17 protein-coding genes are annotated in these 16726 nt (G+C 73.2%); 3 read left to right on the plus strand and 14 right to left on the minus strand.

Annotated elements, in window-relative coordinates:
* Positions 1-5: 5 nt before the first annotated feature.
* The 3 genes from DEI94_RS10975 to DEI94_RS10985 all read right to left on the minus strand — a co-directional run bounded on the left by DEI94_RS10975 (position 6) and on the right by DEI94_RS10985 (position 3403).
* Entirely contained in the window at positions 6-1376 is a 1371-nt protein-coding gene (locus tag DEI94_RS10975; protein ID WP_111027029.1) for an FAD-dependent oxidoreductase, read from the minus strand.
* A gap of 43 nt (positions 1377-1419) precedes the next feature.
* Positions 1420-2496, minus strand: a complete 1077-nt coding sequence (locus DEI94_RS10980; protein WP_111027030.1) for a polyprenyl synthetase family protein — start codon at positions 2494-2496, stop codon at positions 1420-1422.
* Positions 2497-2584: 88 nt separating this feature from the next.
* The gene (locus DEI94_RS10985; protein WP_111009427.1) at positions 2585-3403 is read right to left on the minus strand and encodes a demethylmenaquinone methyltransferase; all 819 of its coding nucleotides are present in this window, start codon (positions 3401-3403) and stop codon (positions 2585-2587) included.
* Between the two features lie 88 nt (positions 3404-3491).
* Between DEI94_RS10985 and DEI94_RS10990 the strand changes: the two genes are divergently transcribed.
* Positions 3492-4778, plus strand: coding sequence for an isochorismate synthase (locus tag DEI94_RS10990; RefSeq protein WP_375334628.1), 1287 nt, complete (start codon positions 3492-3494; stop codon positions 4776-4778).
* Positions 4779-4808: 30 nt separating this feature from the next.
* Here DEI94_RS10990 and menD read toward each other — a convergent pair whose 3' ends face one another.
* Positions 4809-6506 carry a 2-succinyl-5-enolpyruvyl-6-hydroxy-3-cyclohexene-1-carboxylic-acid synthase gene (menD, locus tag DEI94_RS10995; protein ID WP_111027032.1) on the minus strand — a complete coding sequence of 566 codons (1698 nt, stop codon included), beginning with the start codon at positions 6504-6506 and terminating at the stop codon, positions 4809-4811.
* Between the two features lie 61 nt (positions 6507-6567).
* Positions 6568-6951: a PLD nuclease N-terminal domain-containing protein gene (locus DEI94_RS11000; RefSeq protein WP_111009424.1), complete on the minus strand. Its 384-nt coding sequence runs from the start codon at positions 6949-6951 to the stop codon at positions 6568-6570.
* A 100-nt stretch (positions 6952-7051) separates the two neighbouring features.
* On the opposite strand from DEI94_RS11000, the gene DEI94_RS11005 reads away from it, so the two are divergent.
* Positions 7052-7384 (plus strand): DUF4229 domain-containing protein, encoded by a 333-nt coding sequence (locus DEI94_RS11005; protein WP_111013548.1) that lies wholly within the window; start codon positions 7052-7054, stop codon positions 7382-7384.
* Between the two features lie 132 nt (positions 7385-7516).
* Here DEI94_RS11005 and DEI94_RS11010 read toward each other — a convergent pair whose 3' ends face one another.
* The 4 genes from DEI94_RS11010 to DEI94_RS11025 are packed head-to-tail and all read right to left on the minus strand — an operon-like array spanning position 7517 to position 11167.
* Positions 7517-8476, minus strand: a complete 960-nt coding sequence (locus DEI94_RS11010; RefSeq protein ID WP_181435327.1) for a 1,4-dihydroxy-2-naphthoate polyprenyltransferase — start codon at positions 8474-8476, stop codon at positions 7517-7519.
* Positions 8477-8493: 17 nt separating this feature from the next.
* Complete coding sequence (locus tag DEI94_RS11015) at positions 8494-9666, minus strand: AMP-binding protein (protein ID WP_111027068.1); 1173 nt, start codon at positions 9664-9666, stop codon at positions 8494-8496.
* Positions 9667-9703: 37 nt separating this feature from the next.
* Positions 9704-10633, minus strand: coding sequence for a 1,4-dihydroxy-2-naphthoyl-CoA synthase (locus tag DEI94_RS11020; protein ID WP_111027033.1), 930 nt, complete (start codon positions 10631-10633; stop codon positions 9704-9706).
* 48 nt (positions 10634-10681) lie between these two features.
* Positions 10682-11167, minus strand: a complete 486-nt coding sequence (locus tag DEI94_RS11025; protein ID WP_146249509.1) for a hypothetical protein — start codon at positions 11165-11167, stop codon at positions 10682-10684.
* Between the two features lie 139 nt (positions 11168-11306).
* On the opposite strand from DEI94_RS11025, the gene DEI94_RS11030 reads away from it, so the two are divergent.
* On the plus strand, positions 11307-12314 hold the full coding sequence (locus tag DEI94_RS11030) for an o-succinylbenzoate synthase (RefSeq protein ID WP_284183707.1): 1008 nt from the start codon (positions 11307-11309) through the stop codon (positions 12312-12314).
* A gap of 27 nt (positions 12315-12341) precedes the next feature.
* Here the strand turns inward: DEI94_RS11030 and ccsB are convergent, their stop codons facing one another.
* The 5 genes from ccsB to DEI94_RS11055 form a co-directional block, all read right to left on the minus strand.
* Positions 12342-13325, minus strand: a complete 984-nt coding sequence (gene ccsB, locus DEI94_RS11035) for a c-type cytochrome biogenesis protein CcsB (RefSeq protein WP_111027036.1) — start codon at positions 13323-13325, stop codon at positions 12342-12344.
* Between the two features lie 103 nt (positions 13326-13428).
* Positions 13429-13776: a DUF7882 family protein gene (locus DEI94_RS11040; RefSeq protein ID WP_111009419.1), complete on the minus strand. Its 348-nt coding sequence runs from the start codon at positions 13774-13776 to the stop codon at positions 13429-13431.
* Positions 13777-13779: 3 nt separating this feature from the next.
* Positions 13780-14115 carry a hypothetical protein gene (locus DEI94_RS11045; RefSeq protein ID WP_111027037.1) on the minus strand — a complete coding sequence of 112 codons (336 nt, stop codon included), beginning with the start codon at positions 14113-14115 and terminating at the stop codon, positions 13780-13782.
* Between the two features lie 101 nt (positions 14116-14216).
* Complete coding sequence (gene resB, locus DEI94_RS11050) at positions 14217-15956, minus strand: cytochrome c biogenesis protein ResB (protein WP_502869677.1); 1740 nt, start codon at positions 15954-15956, stop codon at positions 14217-14219.
* A gap of 70 nt (positions 15957-16026) precedes the next feature.
* Complete coding sequence (locus DEI94_RS11055; protein WP_111027070.1) at positions 16027-16725, minus strand: cytochrome c biogenesis CcdA family protein; 699 nt, start codon at positions 16723-16725, stop codon at positions 16027-16029.
* Between the last annotated feature and the right edge of the window lies 1 nt (position 16726).

Below are 16726 nucleotides of genomic sequence, written 5' to 3' on the forward strand. Positions count from 1 at the left end.
GTCGGTCAGACCCGCTGTGTGGCGCCCCGGCGGAGCGAGACGTCCACCATGTCCTCGCGCGGGACCACCTTGACGCGCGCACGCCCCGCCGGTTCGCCGAGCGCGATCTCGTGCGCGTCGAGGGCGTGCCAGCCGTCGAGGTCCGTGTACTCGACGCCGCGCTCGCGGAGCAGGGCCGGGACGGCCTCCTCCGACGGATCCTCCGGACTCCACCAGCTCGCCTGGTCGGTGACGAGGTGCTGGACGGTCTCCATCGCGTCGGACTTCGTGTGCCCGATCAGTCCGACCGGTCCGCGCTTGATCCACCCCGTCGCGTAAACACCCGGCATCTGCTGGTTGTCGTCGTCGAGCACCTGACCCTCGTGGTTCGGGATGACGCCGTGGCGCTCGTCGAACGGGACACCGGGCAGCGGCGACCCGAAGTAGCCCACCGCGCGGTACACGGCCTGCACCGGGACCTCGCGGAACTCGCCGGTGCCCTCGACGCCGCCCTGACCGTCGGGCCGGGTGCGCTCGTACCGCAAGGCGGTCACCTTGCCGTCGGCACCGACGATCTCGACCGGCCGCGCGTGGAAGTGCAGGTGCAGCCGGCGTGACGCCGTGCCGGGCTCGCGCTTGCGCCACTGCTGCAGGACGCGGTCGATCACCATGACCTGCTTGTTCGTCGCCACGGCGGCCTTGGACGCCTCGTCGTAGTCGAAGTCCTCGTCGTACACGACCATGTCGACGTCCGGCACCTCGCCGAGCTCGCGGAGCTCGAGCGGCGTGAACTTGACCTGCGCGGGGCCGCGGCGCCCGAAGACGTGCACGTCGGTGACGGGCGACGCCTTGAGGCCCTCGTACACGTTGTCCGGGATCTCCGTCGGGAGCAGGTCGTCCGCGTGCTTGGCGAGGATCCGCGCGACGTCGAGCGCCACGTTGCCGTTGCCGATGACCGCGACGCTCTCGGCCTCCAGCGGCCAGGTGCGCGGGACGTCGGGGTGGCCGTCGAACCAGCTCACGAAGTCCGCGGCGCCGAACGAGCCCTCGAGGTCGACGCCCGGCACGTCGAGCTCGGCGTCCTTGATCGCCCCGGTGGAGAACACGACCGCGTTGTAGTGCCGCTTGAGGTCGTCGAGGGTGATGTCCTGGCCGAACCGGACGTTGCCGAACACGCGGACGGCACCGCCGTCGAGGACGTCGCGGAGTGCGTTGATGATGCCCTTGATCCGGGGGTGGTCCGGTGCGACGCCGTACCGGACGAGACCGTACGGCGCCGGGAGCTGCTCGAACAGGTCGATCGAGACGTCGAACCCGCGTGCCTCGCGCTTGAGGATGTCGGCGGCGTAGATGCCGGCGGGGCCTGCACCGACGATCGCGAGTCGGAGAGTGGTCACCGTGTGCTCCAGTTCTTGTTCGGCGTGCGACGAGCGTCGCGGGTCAGCGGGTGCGGTCGACGACCGACTCCGCGAAGCGGGTGAGGGCGCGCTTGACCGGCCCGGACGGCAGCGGTGCGATGGCCGCGACGGCCTCGTCCGCCCAGCGGTGCGCGACGGCGCGGGTCGCCGCGGTGGCCTCGTGCTCGCGGAGGTCCGTGACCGCCGACAGGTACGGCGCGCTCGTCACCGCGTCGTCCGCGGCACCGGTGACGTCGCGTTCGATGCGCCGGACGAGGTCCGCCGCCGCGGCGTCCGTCGCCGCGGCGCGCCGCAGGTGCAGGAGCGGCAGCGTGACGACACCGGCGCGGAGGTCGTTGCCCGTGATCTTGCCCGTGCGGTCACCGGCGGGGGCGAGGTCGATGACGTCGTCGACGAGCTGGAAGGCGACCCCGACCTTCTCGCCGAACTCCGCGACGGCGGGCAGGTACTTCCGGTCGGCTCCGGAGAACATGATCCCGGCGCGGGCAGCGGTGGCGATGAGGGACCCGGTCTTGTCGCTCAGCACCTGGATGTAGTGCGCGACCGGGTCGTCGTCCGGGCCGGGGCCGGTCGTCTCGTGGAGCTGCCCGAGGCACAGGCGGGCGAAGGTCTCGGCCTGCATGCGGATGCCCTCGACGCCGAGCTCGGCCGTGATGAGGCTCGCGCGGGCGAAGAGCAGGTCACCCGTCAGGATCGCGACGTTGTTGCCGTAGGTCACGTGGGCGCTCGGCACACCCCGTCGGACCGGCGCCTCGTCCATGACGTCGTCGTGGTACAGCGAGGCGAGGTGGGTCATCTCGACGCTCACGGCGGCACGGACCACGGCGTCGGTCACGCCCTCGCCGAGCTGCGCGATGAGCAGGGTCAGGGTGGGGCGGATGCGCTTGCCGCCAGCCGACAGCAGGTAGCGGCTCGTCGTGTCGGCGAGGGTGTCGGCCGACCGCATGGCCTCGTCGAGCTGCTGTTCGACGAGTTCGAGCCCGTCGTCGATCCGGCCGACGAACCGGCGCTCCGCGGGGGTCGCGAACATCCGCTCACCGACGCCGAGCGACGCACGCAGGCTGGGCGCGCGTCGGGCGACGGGGACACTCGGGTTCACTGCTGCTCCGTACTGGGGACTGGGTCCGACGCGGACCGTTCGTCGTGGACCGGATCGGTGGGCTCGGCCGCGGGGCTGGCCCCGGCGGTCACGCTCCCGGTCGTTCCGCCGCGGGCGCGTCCGGCTCCGTCCCGACGCGGGGCTGCTCCCCCGTCGGCTGGTGGGCACGCCGTGCCTTCGCCCGGCGTGCGGCGGACTCGCGCACGGCACCCGCGACCGGCTTGCGACCGCGGTGGAGTGCCACGATACCGGCGGTGAGGTTCCGGTACGCCACCATCGTGAACCCCACACCGCGCAGCCACTGGCTCAGCACCTGCTGGTCGGGCCACGCGGAGATCGACTCGGCGAGGTACCGGTACGCCGCCGGGTTGCTGCTCGACAGCCGCGCGATGCCCGGCAGGACCCGCTTGAGGTAGGCCGTGTACGACAGGCGCAGGACGGCGAGCGGCGGGGTCGAGAACTCGCAGATGACGACGCGGCCCCCGGGCTTGAGCACCCGGTACATCTCGGCGAGCGCCACGGACGGCTCGTTGACGTTGCGGAGCCCGAAGGAGATGCTGACGGCGTCGAACGAATCGTCCTCGAAGGGGAGTTGCTCGGCGTCACCGTGGACGAAGGTGATCTCGGGGTGACGCTGTCGGCCGACCTCGATCATGCCCGCGGACAGGTCGAGCGCCGTGACCTCGGCGCCGCGCTTGGCGAACGCGACCGAGCTCGTCCCGGTGCCGGCGGCGAGGTCGAGCACACGTTCGCCGGGCCGGGGGTCCACCGCGCGGGTCGTCGCCACGCGCCAGAGCGCCGCGTTGCCCGCCGAGAGGATGTCGTTCGTCAGGTCGTACCGTGCCGCGACGTCGTCGAACATCGCCGCCACCTCGTCCGGCCGCTTCTCCATGTCCGCCCTGCTCACGAGGAGCCATCCTAGTTGGTCGACGCCGGACGGCAGCCGTACGACGGCGGGCCCGCGGAGGCCGGACGCGTACCATCGTGGGGTGCCCCTGACCGCCGTCGAGACCCCCCGTCTGACCGTCGCGACCCGCATGCTGGACGACCCGGGGGACGTGCTGGCCGCGACGCTCCCCGACCGTCCCCTCGCCTTCGTCCGGCGCGGTGACGGCATCGTCGGCATCGGCGAGGCCGTGCGGTTCGTGTTCACCGGCCCGGCCCGGATGCGCGACGCCTCCGCCACCTGGCGCCGCCTCGTGGAGCGCGCCACCGTCGAGGACGGCCTCCGGGTCCGCGGGACCGGACTCGTCGCGTTCGGGGCCTTCGCCTTCGCCGACGACTCCGCCGCCCCGAGCGTGCTCGTCGTGCCGCGGATCGTCATCGGTCGCCGTCACGGGCGGGCGTGGATGACGACGATCGACCCCGAGCCCCTCGACGGCGACGCGTTCCCCGCGGTCGTGGCGGACGTCGTCCCGACCACCGCGACCGCGTCGATCACCCTGCCCACCCCGGCGCCCGCCCACCTCTCGGCCGCGTTCGGTCCCGGTCGCATCGACGAGGACGCCTACGCGGCCGCGGTCGCCGAGGCCGTCCGGGTGATCCGCGCCGGCGGGGTCGAGAAGGTGGTGCTCGCCCGTGACCGCGTGGCGCGCCTCCCGGCCGACGCCGACCGCCGGGGGGTCCTCGTCGACCTCGCCGCGGCGTACCCGGACTGCGTGACGTTCGCGGTCGACGGCCTCGTCGGCGCGACGCCGGAGACACTCGCCCGTACCGACGGGCGGACGCTCACCGCGCGGGTGCTCGCGGGCAGTGCCGCGCGCGGTGCGGACGCCGAATCGGACCGCCTCGCCGCGGAGTCCCTGGCCGCCGACCCGAAGGACCTCGAGGAACACGCCTTCGCGCGGGCGAGCCTCGTCGAGGCGCTCGGCACGGTCGCCACGGACGTGCGGGCCGATCCCGCACCGTTCCGCCTGCAGCTCCCGAACCTCTGGCACCTCGCCAGCGACGTGTCGGCCACGCTGCCCGAGGGCACGACCGCCCTCGACGTCGCCGACGTCCTCCACCCCACCGCGGCGGTGGCCGGTACGCCGCGAGCGGCTGCGCTCGACCTCATCGCCCGACTGGAGGGCACGGACCGCGGCCGGTACGCCGGACCCGTGGGATGGATGGGTGCCTCCGGCGACGGCGAGTGGATGCTCGCGCTGCGGAGCGCGCAGATCGACGACGACGGCACCGTGACCGCGTGGGCCGGTGCCGGGATCGTCGCCGGGTCCGTACCGGACCGCGAGGTCGCGGAGACGGCGTTGAAGCTCCGGCCCGTCACCGACGCGCTCGCCTGAGCCGGACCTCCCGGCCACCCCAGGAGGCGGTCAGACCTGGAGCGGCACCTCGATGACGAGTCGGTCGGCCGGATCCGTGAGGACCTGCTCGAGCTCGGCCCAGGTGGCGGCGCGACGGTACTCCCACCCGAGGCCACGGACGACGGGCTCGATCTCGACCACCTGCGGTGTCGCCATCATCCGGCGCATGTCCGCCGGGTCGGTCGTCGCGGCGACCTCGAGCCCGCCGAAGATCGCACCCCCGCCGTCGTTGCCGACCACGATCTGGAGGCGCTGGCGCCGCTCCTCGACGCCCGTCACCAGCCCGCCGAGGTCGTGCAGGAACGTCAGGTCGCCGACGAGGACGCGGGTCGTGCCCCCCGTCGCGCCCGAGGCCTCGACTCCGGCGGCGATGCCGAGCGCGGTCGAGATCGTGCCGTCGATGCCCGCCAGTCCGCGGTTCGCGTGCACCCGCACCTTCTTGCCCGGGACGCGGCCGTCCGCCACCCGGATGAGCAGCGACGCACCGAACACGAGGCGGTCGTGCGGCCAGGTGGCACCCCAGACCGCGTCGACGAGCATCGCCCGGTCCACGGGACGCCGCCGCACCGCGAGCTCGTCGCGGAAGAACTGCGCCCGTTCCGCACGGTCGGCGGACCGCTTGGCGTCGAGATCGGGGGCGGTGTCCCCGTCGCCGAGGAGGGCACGGCTCGCACCCACCCAGGTGCCCACCCATGCGCGGTGCTCCGGCCCCGGGCGCCCGTCGACGCGGATGCCCGGGACGACGACGGCCGGGTGCGGAGGACGGGCGGCGCTACCGGGGTCGTACGCCTCGGCCGCTGCGCCCCGCACCACGACGACCTCGACGTCCGCGCGCTGGAGGAGCGCCGGGACCTCACGACTGAGCGTCGGGTGCCCGAGCACCACCACGCGGCGGACGCGACCGCCGAAGGCGGGGTCACGGAGCAGTTGACGGTAGGCCACGACGAGGTTGCGACCGAAGTGGGCGCCGCTCGAGACCTCGGCCAGGAGGGGGGCGCCGAGCTCCCACGCGATGCGCTCGGCGTCCGCGCCGGCGTCGTGGCCCGCGACCACCACCGTGGCGGGGTCGGCGTCGACGACCAGGTCGTGGTCGCGCTCGGGTGCGGGTCCGGTGCGACGGGTGGCGAAGTCGGCGTCGACCTCGTGCGGCTCGGGGGCCGTCACGGCCCCGACCGCGGCCGAGAGCGGCTCGCGGAAGGCGAGGTTCACCTGCACCGGCCCGGGAGGCCCGTCGTGGCCGGCCGCCGCCGCGACGGCCTGGCGGGCGAGTGCCCGGAGCGTGGCCCGGGTGGAGTCGTCCACTCCGTGGGTGGTCGGCGCCTCGACGTCCCGGACGAACCGCGTGGCGGCGCCGAAGACCCCCGGCTGGTGCGTGGTCTGGTTGCTGCCGATGCCACGGAGCTCGTCGGGTCGGTCGGCGCTCACCACGATCATCGGGACGCCCGAGTGGTGGGCCTCGAGCACGGCCGGGTGGAGGTTCGCCACGGCCGTCCCGGACGTCGTGACGACCGCGGCCGGCCGTTGCGTCTCGACCGCGAGTCCGAGCGCGAAGAACGCGGCGGTCCGCTCGTCGAGCCGGACGTGGACCCGGAGGGCACCGGCGCGCTCGACGGCGGCCGCGGCCAGGGCGAGGGCCTGCGACCGCGACCCCGGGCTCACGACGACGTCCGTGACGCCGGCGCGGGCCAGCTCGAGCAGGAACGCCACCGCGAAGTCGGTCGCCGGGCTCCCGGATCCTGCGGGCCGGGCCGGGGAATCGCTGCCGGGACTACCGGTCGGGGCGGTCGCCGCCGGGGCCGCCGCTGGCGCCGGGGTCGTCGTCGAGGTCGGCGAGCTGTTGTTCGAGGTGCCGGAGGGTTGCGTCGCTCTGCTCTTTCTCGCTGCGGGTCATCCCGGCGCGCGCGGTGGCGCCGAGGAAGTCCGGGTCGTCGTCCGGCCCACGGTACCGCTGCCGGGGCACCGCCCGTGCCGGGGCCCGCCCGAGCAGGTACCAGAGCACGGCGCCGATGATCGGCAGGACGACGACGAGGACGATCCACAGGGGCTTGTTGAGGGCACGGACCCGATCGCGCGGCACCCATGCACAGTCGATGACGGCGTACACGGTGAACGCAACGGCGGCGACGACGGCGCCGATGAGGAACTTCACCATGGACGGAGTGTAGGTCGCTCCGGCTGGGACGCGCCGGGACGTGCACACGGGTCGCCGGACGCTCAGCTCCCGCGTCGTCGCCCGACCGTAGAATCGTCGGGTGAAGTCGTGGCTGGTGTACTCCCTGGCGAGGATCGGGATCTTCGCGGTCCTGCTCGCGGTCTTCCTCGTCATCCGGCTGCCGTGGCCCGTGGCGACGATCGGCGCCGCGCTCGTCGGGCTGCTCATCTCGTACATCGCGCTGCCGAAGCTGCGGTGGCAGGTGGCGACCAGCTTCGCCGAGCGGCGACGCGGGCCCGACCACGATGAGGACACCGACTTCGAGGACGACTTCGTCGACGCCGAGGACTCCGCTGCTCCGTCGGTCGACCCGGCCCGGAGCGCTGAGCCGGGCGTCGTCGAGCGTCCCGCGTCGCCCCGCGCCGACGCCTGATCCCGCTGACGCCTGATCCCGCCGACGCCTGATCCCGCCGGGGCCTGATCCCGCTGGAGCCCGGCCCCCGCTGCCGCAGACCTCCTGGCGGAGGCAGCCGCCCTGGCAGCGACGTCGCGATCGCTGTCTGCCCTAGGGCGCGAGCGCGAGCGCGATGCCGAGCACGATGCCGTACGCGAGCGCCGAGAACGACGACAGCTGCAGCGCCGTGATGAGCTCTCGCGGGCGGCTCGACGTCGCGCCGATGATCGCGGCCGGCAGCGCCAGGAGCAGCGTGAAGTACGTGTAGCCCGTGCGGAAGTACAGCACGACGAACCACACGAGCACGACGTACGGCAGGACGAGGAACAGGACGTACAGGGTCCGCGCGGCGCGGCTACCGAGCACGACCGCCAGGGTGCGCTTGCCCGCCAGACGGTCCTCGTCGATGTCCCGGATGTTGTTGACCATGAGCACCGCGCACGCGAACAGCCCGGCGGCGACCGCCGCGGCCCAGGCGTTCAGGGTCACGTGGTGGATCTGGACGAACTCGGTCCCGAGCACCGCGACGAGGCCGAAGAACACGAACACGAAGACCTCGCCGAGCGCGTTGTACCCGTACGGCCGCTTGCCGCCCGTGTAGAACCACGCGGCCAGGATCGCCGCGGCGCCGACCGCCAGGAGCCACCAGAGCCCGGTGAGCACGACGATCACGACACCCGCGACCGCCGCGAGCCCGAAGAACGTCAGCGCGACGGTGAGCACCGTCCGCGGACGCGCTCTGCCGGAGCCCGTGAGCCGCGCCGGGCCGACGCGGTAGCGGTCCGTGCCGCGGACGCCGTCGGAGTAGTCGTTGCTGTAGTTCACCCCGATCTGCAGGAACAGGGCGACCGCGAGGCACAGCAGCGCGATGCCGAGGTCGTACCCACCGTCGACGTACGCGACGGCGGTCCCGAGCACGACCGGGACGACGCCGAGCGTGAGGGTGCGGAGCCGGGCGCCGCCGATCCAGTCGCGTGCGGTCGCCTTCTGGGGGCGCCCGACCGGTCGGCCACCGGGCCGTCCGGATCGGCGCTTCGACGTCGGTCGGGGTCCCTTGCCTCGTTGTGCCACGGCCACCGATCGTATCGTCAGGTGTCCATCGAGCCGCTGGGAGCGGCGTCGGCGGCGAGCCGCTGCACCGCGCGTCGGTCCGGCTTGCCCGTCGGGAGCATGGGCACGGCGTCGACCACCACGACGGCGGCCGGCCGGGCGGCACGACCGAGCACGGCGCCGACGCGCTCCCGGAGCACCGCGACGTCCACCGCGACGTCGGTCACGACGACGGGCACCTCGCCCCAGCGGTCGGAGGCGCGGCGGGTGACGACCGCGCCGGACTGGCCCGGGGCCTCCCGGACGACCCGTTCGACCGCGCCGAGCGCGACCTTCTCGCCACCGGAGATGACGACGTCGTCGAGGCGGCCGACCACACGCACCGTGCCGTCGGCCGCGATCTCGGCGGCGTCCGCGGTGCGGTACCAGCGGAACCCGCCGCCCTCGACGAACGCGGCGGCGGTGCGCTCCGGGTCGTCCAGGTACCCCTCGGCGAGCATCGGACCGGACAGTTCGAGGCCGCCGTCGACGAGCCGCGTGCGGACCGGGCCGAGCGGGACACCGTCGTACACGCAGCCGCCGCTCGTCTCGCTCGCGCCGTAGGTGGTGACGATCCGGGCACCGGCGGCACGCGCGCGGTCGCGCAGCGCGATCGGGGTCGCCTGTCCCCCGACGAGCACCGCGTCGAGCCCGGCCAGCGCGGCGGTCGCACGGGCATCGTCGAGCACGCGTGCCAGCTGCGCCGGGACGAGCGACGTGTACCGGCGGTCGGCGTGCAGGCGGTCGACCGCGTCGGCGAACGCCGTCGGGTCGAAATGCCCGGGCGGCACGACGACGGGGCTGGTGCCCGCGGCGACGGAGCGGGTGAGGACGTTGAGACCGGCGATGTAGTGCGTCGGCAGCGCCAGCACCCAACCGCCCGGACCGCCGAGCGCCGCGTCCGCCGCCGCGGCGCCGGCCAACAGCGCCTCGGACGACAGCGCGACCCGCTTCGCGGCGCCGGTCGATCCGCTCGTCTCGACCACGAGGGCGACCCGACGCGGCACGACGGCGGGCGGTGTGGAGGACGTCGGGTCCGACGACGGCACCGACGCAGACCGGGGTGACGGCGTCCACGGCAGGATCGCCGGCCCGCCGGACAGCGCGGACTCGAGCGCCCGCAGCACGTCGAACGGGTCGTCGGTGGGGACCGGGAGGAGCGGCCGCGTCATCGGCGTCGGCTCACCGCCGTCACGCCCCACCGATGCATCAGTAGTGCCACGGGTACGCGGTCCACTCCGGCGTGCGCTTCTCGAGGAACGCGTCGCGCCCCTCCACGGCCTCGTCCGAGGCGTACGCGAGCCGCGTGGCCTCGCCGGCGAACACCTGCTGCCCGACCAGGCCGTCGTCGACCGCGTTGAACGCGTACTTGAGCATCCGGATCGCGGTGGGTGACTTGCCGAGGATGGTCTCGCCCCACTCGATCGCGGTCCGCTCGAGGTCCGCGTGCGGGACCACGAGGTTCACCGCGCCCATCTCGTAGGCACGCTGGGCGCTGTACTCCCGGGCGAGGAAGAAGACCTCGCGCGCGGCCTTCTGGCCGATCTGCCGGGCGTAGTAGGCGCTGCCGTACCCGCCGTCGAACGAGCCGACGTCGGCGTCCGTCTGCTTGAACCGGCCGTGCTCCGCGCTCGCGATGGTCAGGTCGCACACCGCGTGCAGGGAGTGCCCACCGCCGGCCGCCCAACCGGACACGACCGCGATGACGACCTTCGGCATCATCCGGATGAGGCGCTGGACCTCGAGGATGTGCAGGCGGCCCATCGACGCCTGTGCCGCCGCCGGGTCGACCCCCTCGGGCGGGGCGCCCTCGTCGCCGACGTACTCGTAGCCGCTGCGCCCGCGGATGCGCTGATCGCCGCCCGAACAGAACGCCCAGCCCCCGTCCTTCGGGCTCGGTCCGTTGCCGGTCAGGAGTACGCAGCCGACGCGGGGGTCCTGCCGGGCGTCGTCGAGCGCGCGGTACAGCTCGTCGACGGTGCGCGGTCGGAACGCGTTCCGGACCTCGGGACGGTCGAAGGCGATGCGGACGATCCCGCCCGACACGTGCTTGTGGTACGTGATGTCCGTGAACGATGCGGCGATCGGCGCCGCGTCCCAGACGTCGGGATCGAAGGTGTCGGAGACGGGTGCAGCCATGCTCCGAGCCTATCCGGCGGCCCCGACCGGCTTCAGCCTCGGCCTCGGTCAGCTGCCGAACTGCGTGAGCACCTCGGGCGCCGCCACGACGAGGACGACCACGATGACGACGGGGTTCGCGGCGAACGCGATGAACACCGCCACGACGCCGTACCAGCGGCCGAGACCGCCGACCGCGGCGACGAACCCGAGCACCGCGGCGATCACGGTGAGGAACACCACCACGAAGCAGATCCCGCCCGCGAAGTCGACCTCGCCGCCCATGAAGACGGCGAACGCACTCGCGTCCACCGCCACACTCGCCACGGCCAGGGCCAGCCCGACCTTGCCGACGACCGGGCTCCGGCGGGCACGACTGGGCGGTCGGTCGACGTCGACCGTGTTCGTCCGCAGCAGCTGCGCGAACTCGTCGGACCGATCGACGGCCCGCACCCCACGGGCGCCGTCGGGAGCGACACGACGCGTGGACGAGGCGGGTCGACGGCCTCCGGTGCGCTGCTGCGACTTCGGCGTCACCGGCTCTCCCCGCGTCATCTCCGACCGTTCCCGGTCGTTCCCGTCCCTGGTTCGCGCGACCCGGCGGCCGCTCGACCTGAGGATGCTAACGGCCGGAACTGGCGGTCGCCTCCGAGCACACGGCGCGGCACCTGAGCGCGCCTGGGAGGATCGGGGGGTGACGACCGTGACTCCCCCACCCACCGCTCCGATCCCGTCGATCGACGAGCTCCTGGCCGCCGCGCACGTCGTGGCGCTGCCCATGCGTGTCCGGTTCCGCGGGATCACGGTGCGCGAGGCCATGCTGCTGCGTGGCCCCGAGGGCTGGACCGAGTTCTCGCCGTTCGTCGAGTACGACGACGCCGAGGCGGCCGCATGGCTCCGCGCCGCCGTCGACTTCGGCTGGCGACCGCATCGGGCGGACGCCGACACCGTGCCCGTCAACGCGACCGTGCCCGCCGTGCCCGCGGACGCGGTCCCCGAGGTGCTCGCCCGCTACCCCGGGTGCCGGACGGCCAAGGTCAAGGTCGCGGAGCCGGGCACCGGCCTCGCCGACGACGTCGCCCGGGTCCGTGCGGTCCGGGCCGTGATGGGCGACGACGCCGCCGTGCGCGTCGACGCGAACGGACTGTGGTCGGTCGACGACGCCGCACGGGCGCTCGAGGCCCTCGCGCCGTTCGGCCTGCAGTACGCCGAGCAGCCGTGCGCGACCGTGCCGGAACTCGCGGCGCTGCGACGGCGTCTCCAGGGGCTCGGCGTCGCGATCGCGGCCGACGAGAGCGTGCGCAAGGCAGAGGACCCGCTCGCCGTCGCGCGCGCGGGTGCCGCGGACGTCCTCGTCGTCAAGGCGCAGCCCCTCGGAGGGATCACCGCCGCAGGGCGCGTCGTCGCCGAGGCCGGGCTGCCGTGCGTCGTCTCGAGCGCGCTCGACACGTCCGTCGGGATCAGCATGGGCGCGCACCTCGCCGCAGCGGTGGCGGCTGACGGATTCGCCTCGGGACTCGGCACCGCCGCGATGTTCCGGGGCGACGTCACGGCCCGGCCGATCCTGCCGCAGGACGGGAGGATCGCGGTCCGTCGCGTCGACGTCGCGCCGGACCTGCTGGAGCGCCACGCAGCCGCGCCCGACCGCCGCTCCTGGTGGATCGAGCGGCTGCGTCGGACGCACGCACTCCTCGCCGCGTGACGGGACGGGCAGGCGTCCCGCGCTGCCTCACAGTCCGGAGTAGCTGTGCAGCCCCTTGAAGAACAGGTTGACGACCGAGAAGTTGAACATCACGGCCGCGAACCCGATGAGGGCCAGCCAGGACGACCGCGCACCCCGCCATCCACGGGTCGCGCGCGCGTGGATGTACCCGGCGTAGATCACCCAGATGATGAAGGTCCAGACCTCCTTGGTGTCCCACCCCCAGTAGCGGCCCCAGGCACGCTCGGCCCAGATCGCGCCCGCGATGAGGGTGAAGGTCCAGAGCACGAACCCGACGAGCAGCACGCGGTAGGTCATGACCTCGAGCCGGTCGGCGTCGGGGAGGGTCTCCATGAAGCGGAGCTGCTTGACGTCGCCGCCGCGGCCCTGCCGGTAGGTCTGCACGAGCTGCGACACCGCGAGCCCGGCGCCGAGGGCGAAGAAGCCCGTGCCGCAGATCGCCACGAACACGTGGAGGACGAGCCAGTACGACTGCAGCGCCGGCGGGAGGGGCACGACGTCGACGTAGAAGTTGACGGTCGCGATGCCGAGCAGGATCAGGACGAGTCCGCTGACGAACACGCCGAGGAACTTCAGGTTCTGCCAGAACTGCACGGCGAGGAAGATCGCGACGATGATCCCGGTGCCGGTGAGCGAGAACTCGAACATGTTCGCCCACGGCACGCGGTGCGCGGCGACACCGCGGAGCACGATCGACCCGACGTGGATCACGAGCCCGAGCACCATCATCGCCATGCCGACGCGCTCGAACCGGCTGCCCGACCGGGGCCGGTCGACCGGCGCCTCGACCCGCTCGAGCACGACCGTGCCGCCCTGGACCGTCGCGACCGTCCGGGCCTCGGCCCGCTGTTCCTGCCGCGCCGAGCGCTCGAGCTGCACGTCCCCGGACCGCTTGGCGACGTCGAGGATGAACGAGATGAACGCGATGAGGTACACGGCCATCGCCGAGTACACGAGGACGACCGAGTACTGCGCGAGGTCCGAGGTCATGTCGTTCACGCCCTGATGGTACCGCGCGCCCCTGACCCTGCCGGGGCCGGGGCGGTCGAGCGGCCGCAGTCTGAGCGGATCCGCACCGCGGGCGTCCCCCGGTTCACACCGCTCCGGTCGACAGCTCGGGCCGCCGCGTCTGCGCCTCGCCCTCCGGGGGTTCCGCGAGCAGGTACAGGCCCGTCCCGCTGCCCGCCGCGTCGTCGAGTGCCGCGATCCACGCCCGGTTGAGGCGCGGAGGTCGGCCCCCGATGAACTTGAAGTGCAGCTCGCAGTACGGGTGCAACCAGATCGTGGTGCGGCCGTCGCCGACGCGGACGTCGTCCTTCCACGAGAACGCGAAGCTGTCCCCGCGTCGCAGCCGGTTCACGATCACGACCTGCAGGTGCGCGAGCGTGCGGTCCTCGATCTCCATCCCGAGGCGCATCGCGCCGTACGTCAGATGTCCCATCGCTCAGACCTCCTCGTCGCCCGGGGCGACGATGTCCTCGAGTCGTGTCGTGATGGGCTGCGGCTCACGCAGGAGCATGATCCGCCGGCGGATCTCCGCCACCGTCTCGTCGTCGACGAGTTCCTCGCCGTCCGCGTCCGGGACGTCCGAGAGCACGATCTCGCTCGCCGGCCCGACGAGGAGCGACACGTGCACCACCGACCCGTCGGCGGCTCGGGCCGGGATCCGCACGGGCTCGGCCGTGGCCTGGTGCGCCAGCTCGGCCGCGTAGTCCACGACGGCGTCGGCGATGGCGTCCCCCGTCAGCACGTGGGCGTCGCTGTAGTCGATCGAACGCATCGGGCCTCCTCCCGGTCGATGCAACCAGGACCCGCCCGTGCGCCGGTACGGGCGGAGCACGACCCGCGCCGCCGGCGTCCCGATCGGGACGCCAGCGCGCGTCAGGTCAGCGAGGCCGCCGCCGTCGGCGCCACCCCGAGCCCGGCCGTGTGCCGCTCGGCGATCTCGTCGACCGCGCGCTCGAGGTTCGGGTCCTCGCCGCGCGCCAGACCGGCGTACTCGAGGTCGAAGCCGTCCTCGCCGGGGCGGCCGACGGCCTTGACCCACACCCGCCGACGCGGCACGAACAGCGAGGTGAGGAGTCCGGCGACCGCGAGGATCGCGAAGCCGGCGACCCACAGCTGCGAGGCGTCGTGGTGGACGTCGAGCGAGACGTACCGCTTGACGCCGTTGAAGGTGATCGAGCCGGTGCCGTCGGGCAGTCGCTTCGTCTGGCCCGGCTCGAGCTCGATCGCGCCGTGCGCCGCCGTCGTCCCCGCGATCTGCTGCAGCCCCTTCGTCGAGAGCTGGTACACGGAGCGCGGGACGCCGTCGTCGAGGCCGAGGTCGCCCGTGTAGACCTGCAGGCTCAGCAGCGGGTTCTCGGTGTCCGGGTAGTTCGACGTGTAGGCGCCCGTCGCCTGCTTGACCGCGGTGGGGTAGAAGAACCCGACCATGCCGAGCTGGTCCGGCTGCGCGTCCGGGACCTTGACCACGCCGAGCGAGGTGTAGTTCGTGTCCTGCGGCAGGAACGGGACCACGTCCTCGAACGCCACGTGCCCGTCGCCGTCGCGCACGGTGACGTCCATCGCGTACCCGTTGCCGAGCAGGTACACGTTCGTCCCACCGATCGACAACGGGTCGTTCACCTTGATGGTGCGCTTGGTCGCCGCACCGCCCTTGGTCCGGGCGGTCACGACGGCCTTGTAGTCCGTCGCCTGACCGAGCGCGTTGAGGTTCTTCTGCTCGTACGTCGTCGTGAAGTCGTCGAGCGTCAGGTTGTAGCCGTGCAGCTGCGACTGGCTGAACCAGCGCCCCGGGTTGAACGAGTCGTACGAGCCGAGCACGTTCGAGAACGTCTGGCCCTCGACGAGGAGCCGCTGCCCCGTGTAGCTGAACCCGCCACCGATGCCGACCGCGAGCAGGACACCGACGAGCGCGGTGTGGAACACGAGGTTCCCGGTCTCGCGCAGGTAGCCGCGCTCGGCGCTCACCGAGTCGCCGAAGCGCTCCACCCGGTAGCCCGACCGCTTGAGCAGCGTCATCGCGCTCGTCACGGCGGTCTCGGCGGTCGGGAGGGCCGGAGCCGGGCCCGTCGCGGACCCCCCCGTGGTCGGGTCGACCGCGATGCGCTGGTACCCGGCGAGGCGCCCGAGGCGGACCGGCGTGCGGGGCGGGCGGGTCCGGAGGGCCTGCCAGTGGTGGCGTGTCCGCGGGATGATGCAGCCGATCAGGGACACGAACAGCAGGAGGTAGATCGCGGAGAACCACACCGAGGTGTAGGTGTCGAACACCTGCAGCTTGTCGAGGACCGGGTACAACGTCGGGTGGTCGACCTGGTACTGCGTCACGCCGTTCGGGTCGGCCGTGCGCTGCGGCACGAGCGACCCGGGGATCGCGGCGAGCGCGAGCAGCATGAGCAGGAACAGCGCCGTGCGCATGCTCGTCAGCTGGCGCCAGAAGAACCGGACGTAGCCGAGGAACGACAGCGCCGGCTGGTTCACCCCGCCGTCGTCGCCGCCCCCACCGCCACCGCCGCCGGTACCGCCACCACCGGTGCCGCCCGACGTGGGAGCGGCGTCGACGTGGTCGGACGGGCGCATCGGGTCGCCGACGATCGTCGTGCCGTCGGCCTCGTCCATGCCGGTGGAGGCAGCCGTGGACGTGCGGTCCGTGACCGGAACCGCTGCGGCGATCCGGGCCTCCCGGGCGTCAGACGAGCGGGACATAGCTCTGGATCACCGCCCCGACGCTCGACATGATGGCCGACCAGAGTCCGGTGACCATGAGCAGACCGATGACGATCAGGATCGCTCCTCCGATGACGTTGACGAGGCGGATGTGGCGCCGGACCGTGCGGAGGGCGCTCGACGCCCACCCGGCGCCGAGCGCGACGAGCAGGAACGGGATGCCGAGTCCGATGCAGTAGGCGACGCCGAGCCACATGCCCTGCCACGCGCTGCCGGCCTGCACGCTGAGCAGGTTGATCGCGGCGAGCGTCGGGCCGAGGCACGGGGTCCAGCCGAGGCCGAACACGACGCCGAGCAGCGGCGCCCCGACGAGGCCCGTGGCGGGCGACCAGGACGGCTTGACGGTGCGCTGCAGGAACGTGAACCGGCCGACGAACACCAACCCCATGGCGATGACGACGACCCCGAGCACCTGGGTGAGGAGGTCGCGCCAGCGCACGAGCCAGAAGCCGAGCGCGCCGAACACGGTCGTGTACGCGACGAAGACGACCGTGAACCCGAGCACGAAGAACAGGACGCCGAGCAGGACGCGGCCACGACGTCGCCCGACCTCGGTGACGCCACCGACGTACCCGAGGTACCCGGGCACGAGCGGCAGCACGCAGGGCGACAGGAACGACACCAACCCGGCGAGCGCCGCGACGGGCAGTGCGACGGCCATC

The sequence above is a fragment of the Curtobacterium sp. MCBD17_040 genome (assembly GCF_003234805.2).
GTDB lineage: Bacteria > Actinomycetota > Actinomycetes > Actinomycetales > Microbacteriaceae > Curtobacterium.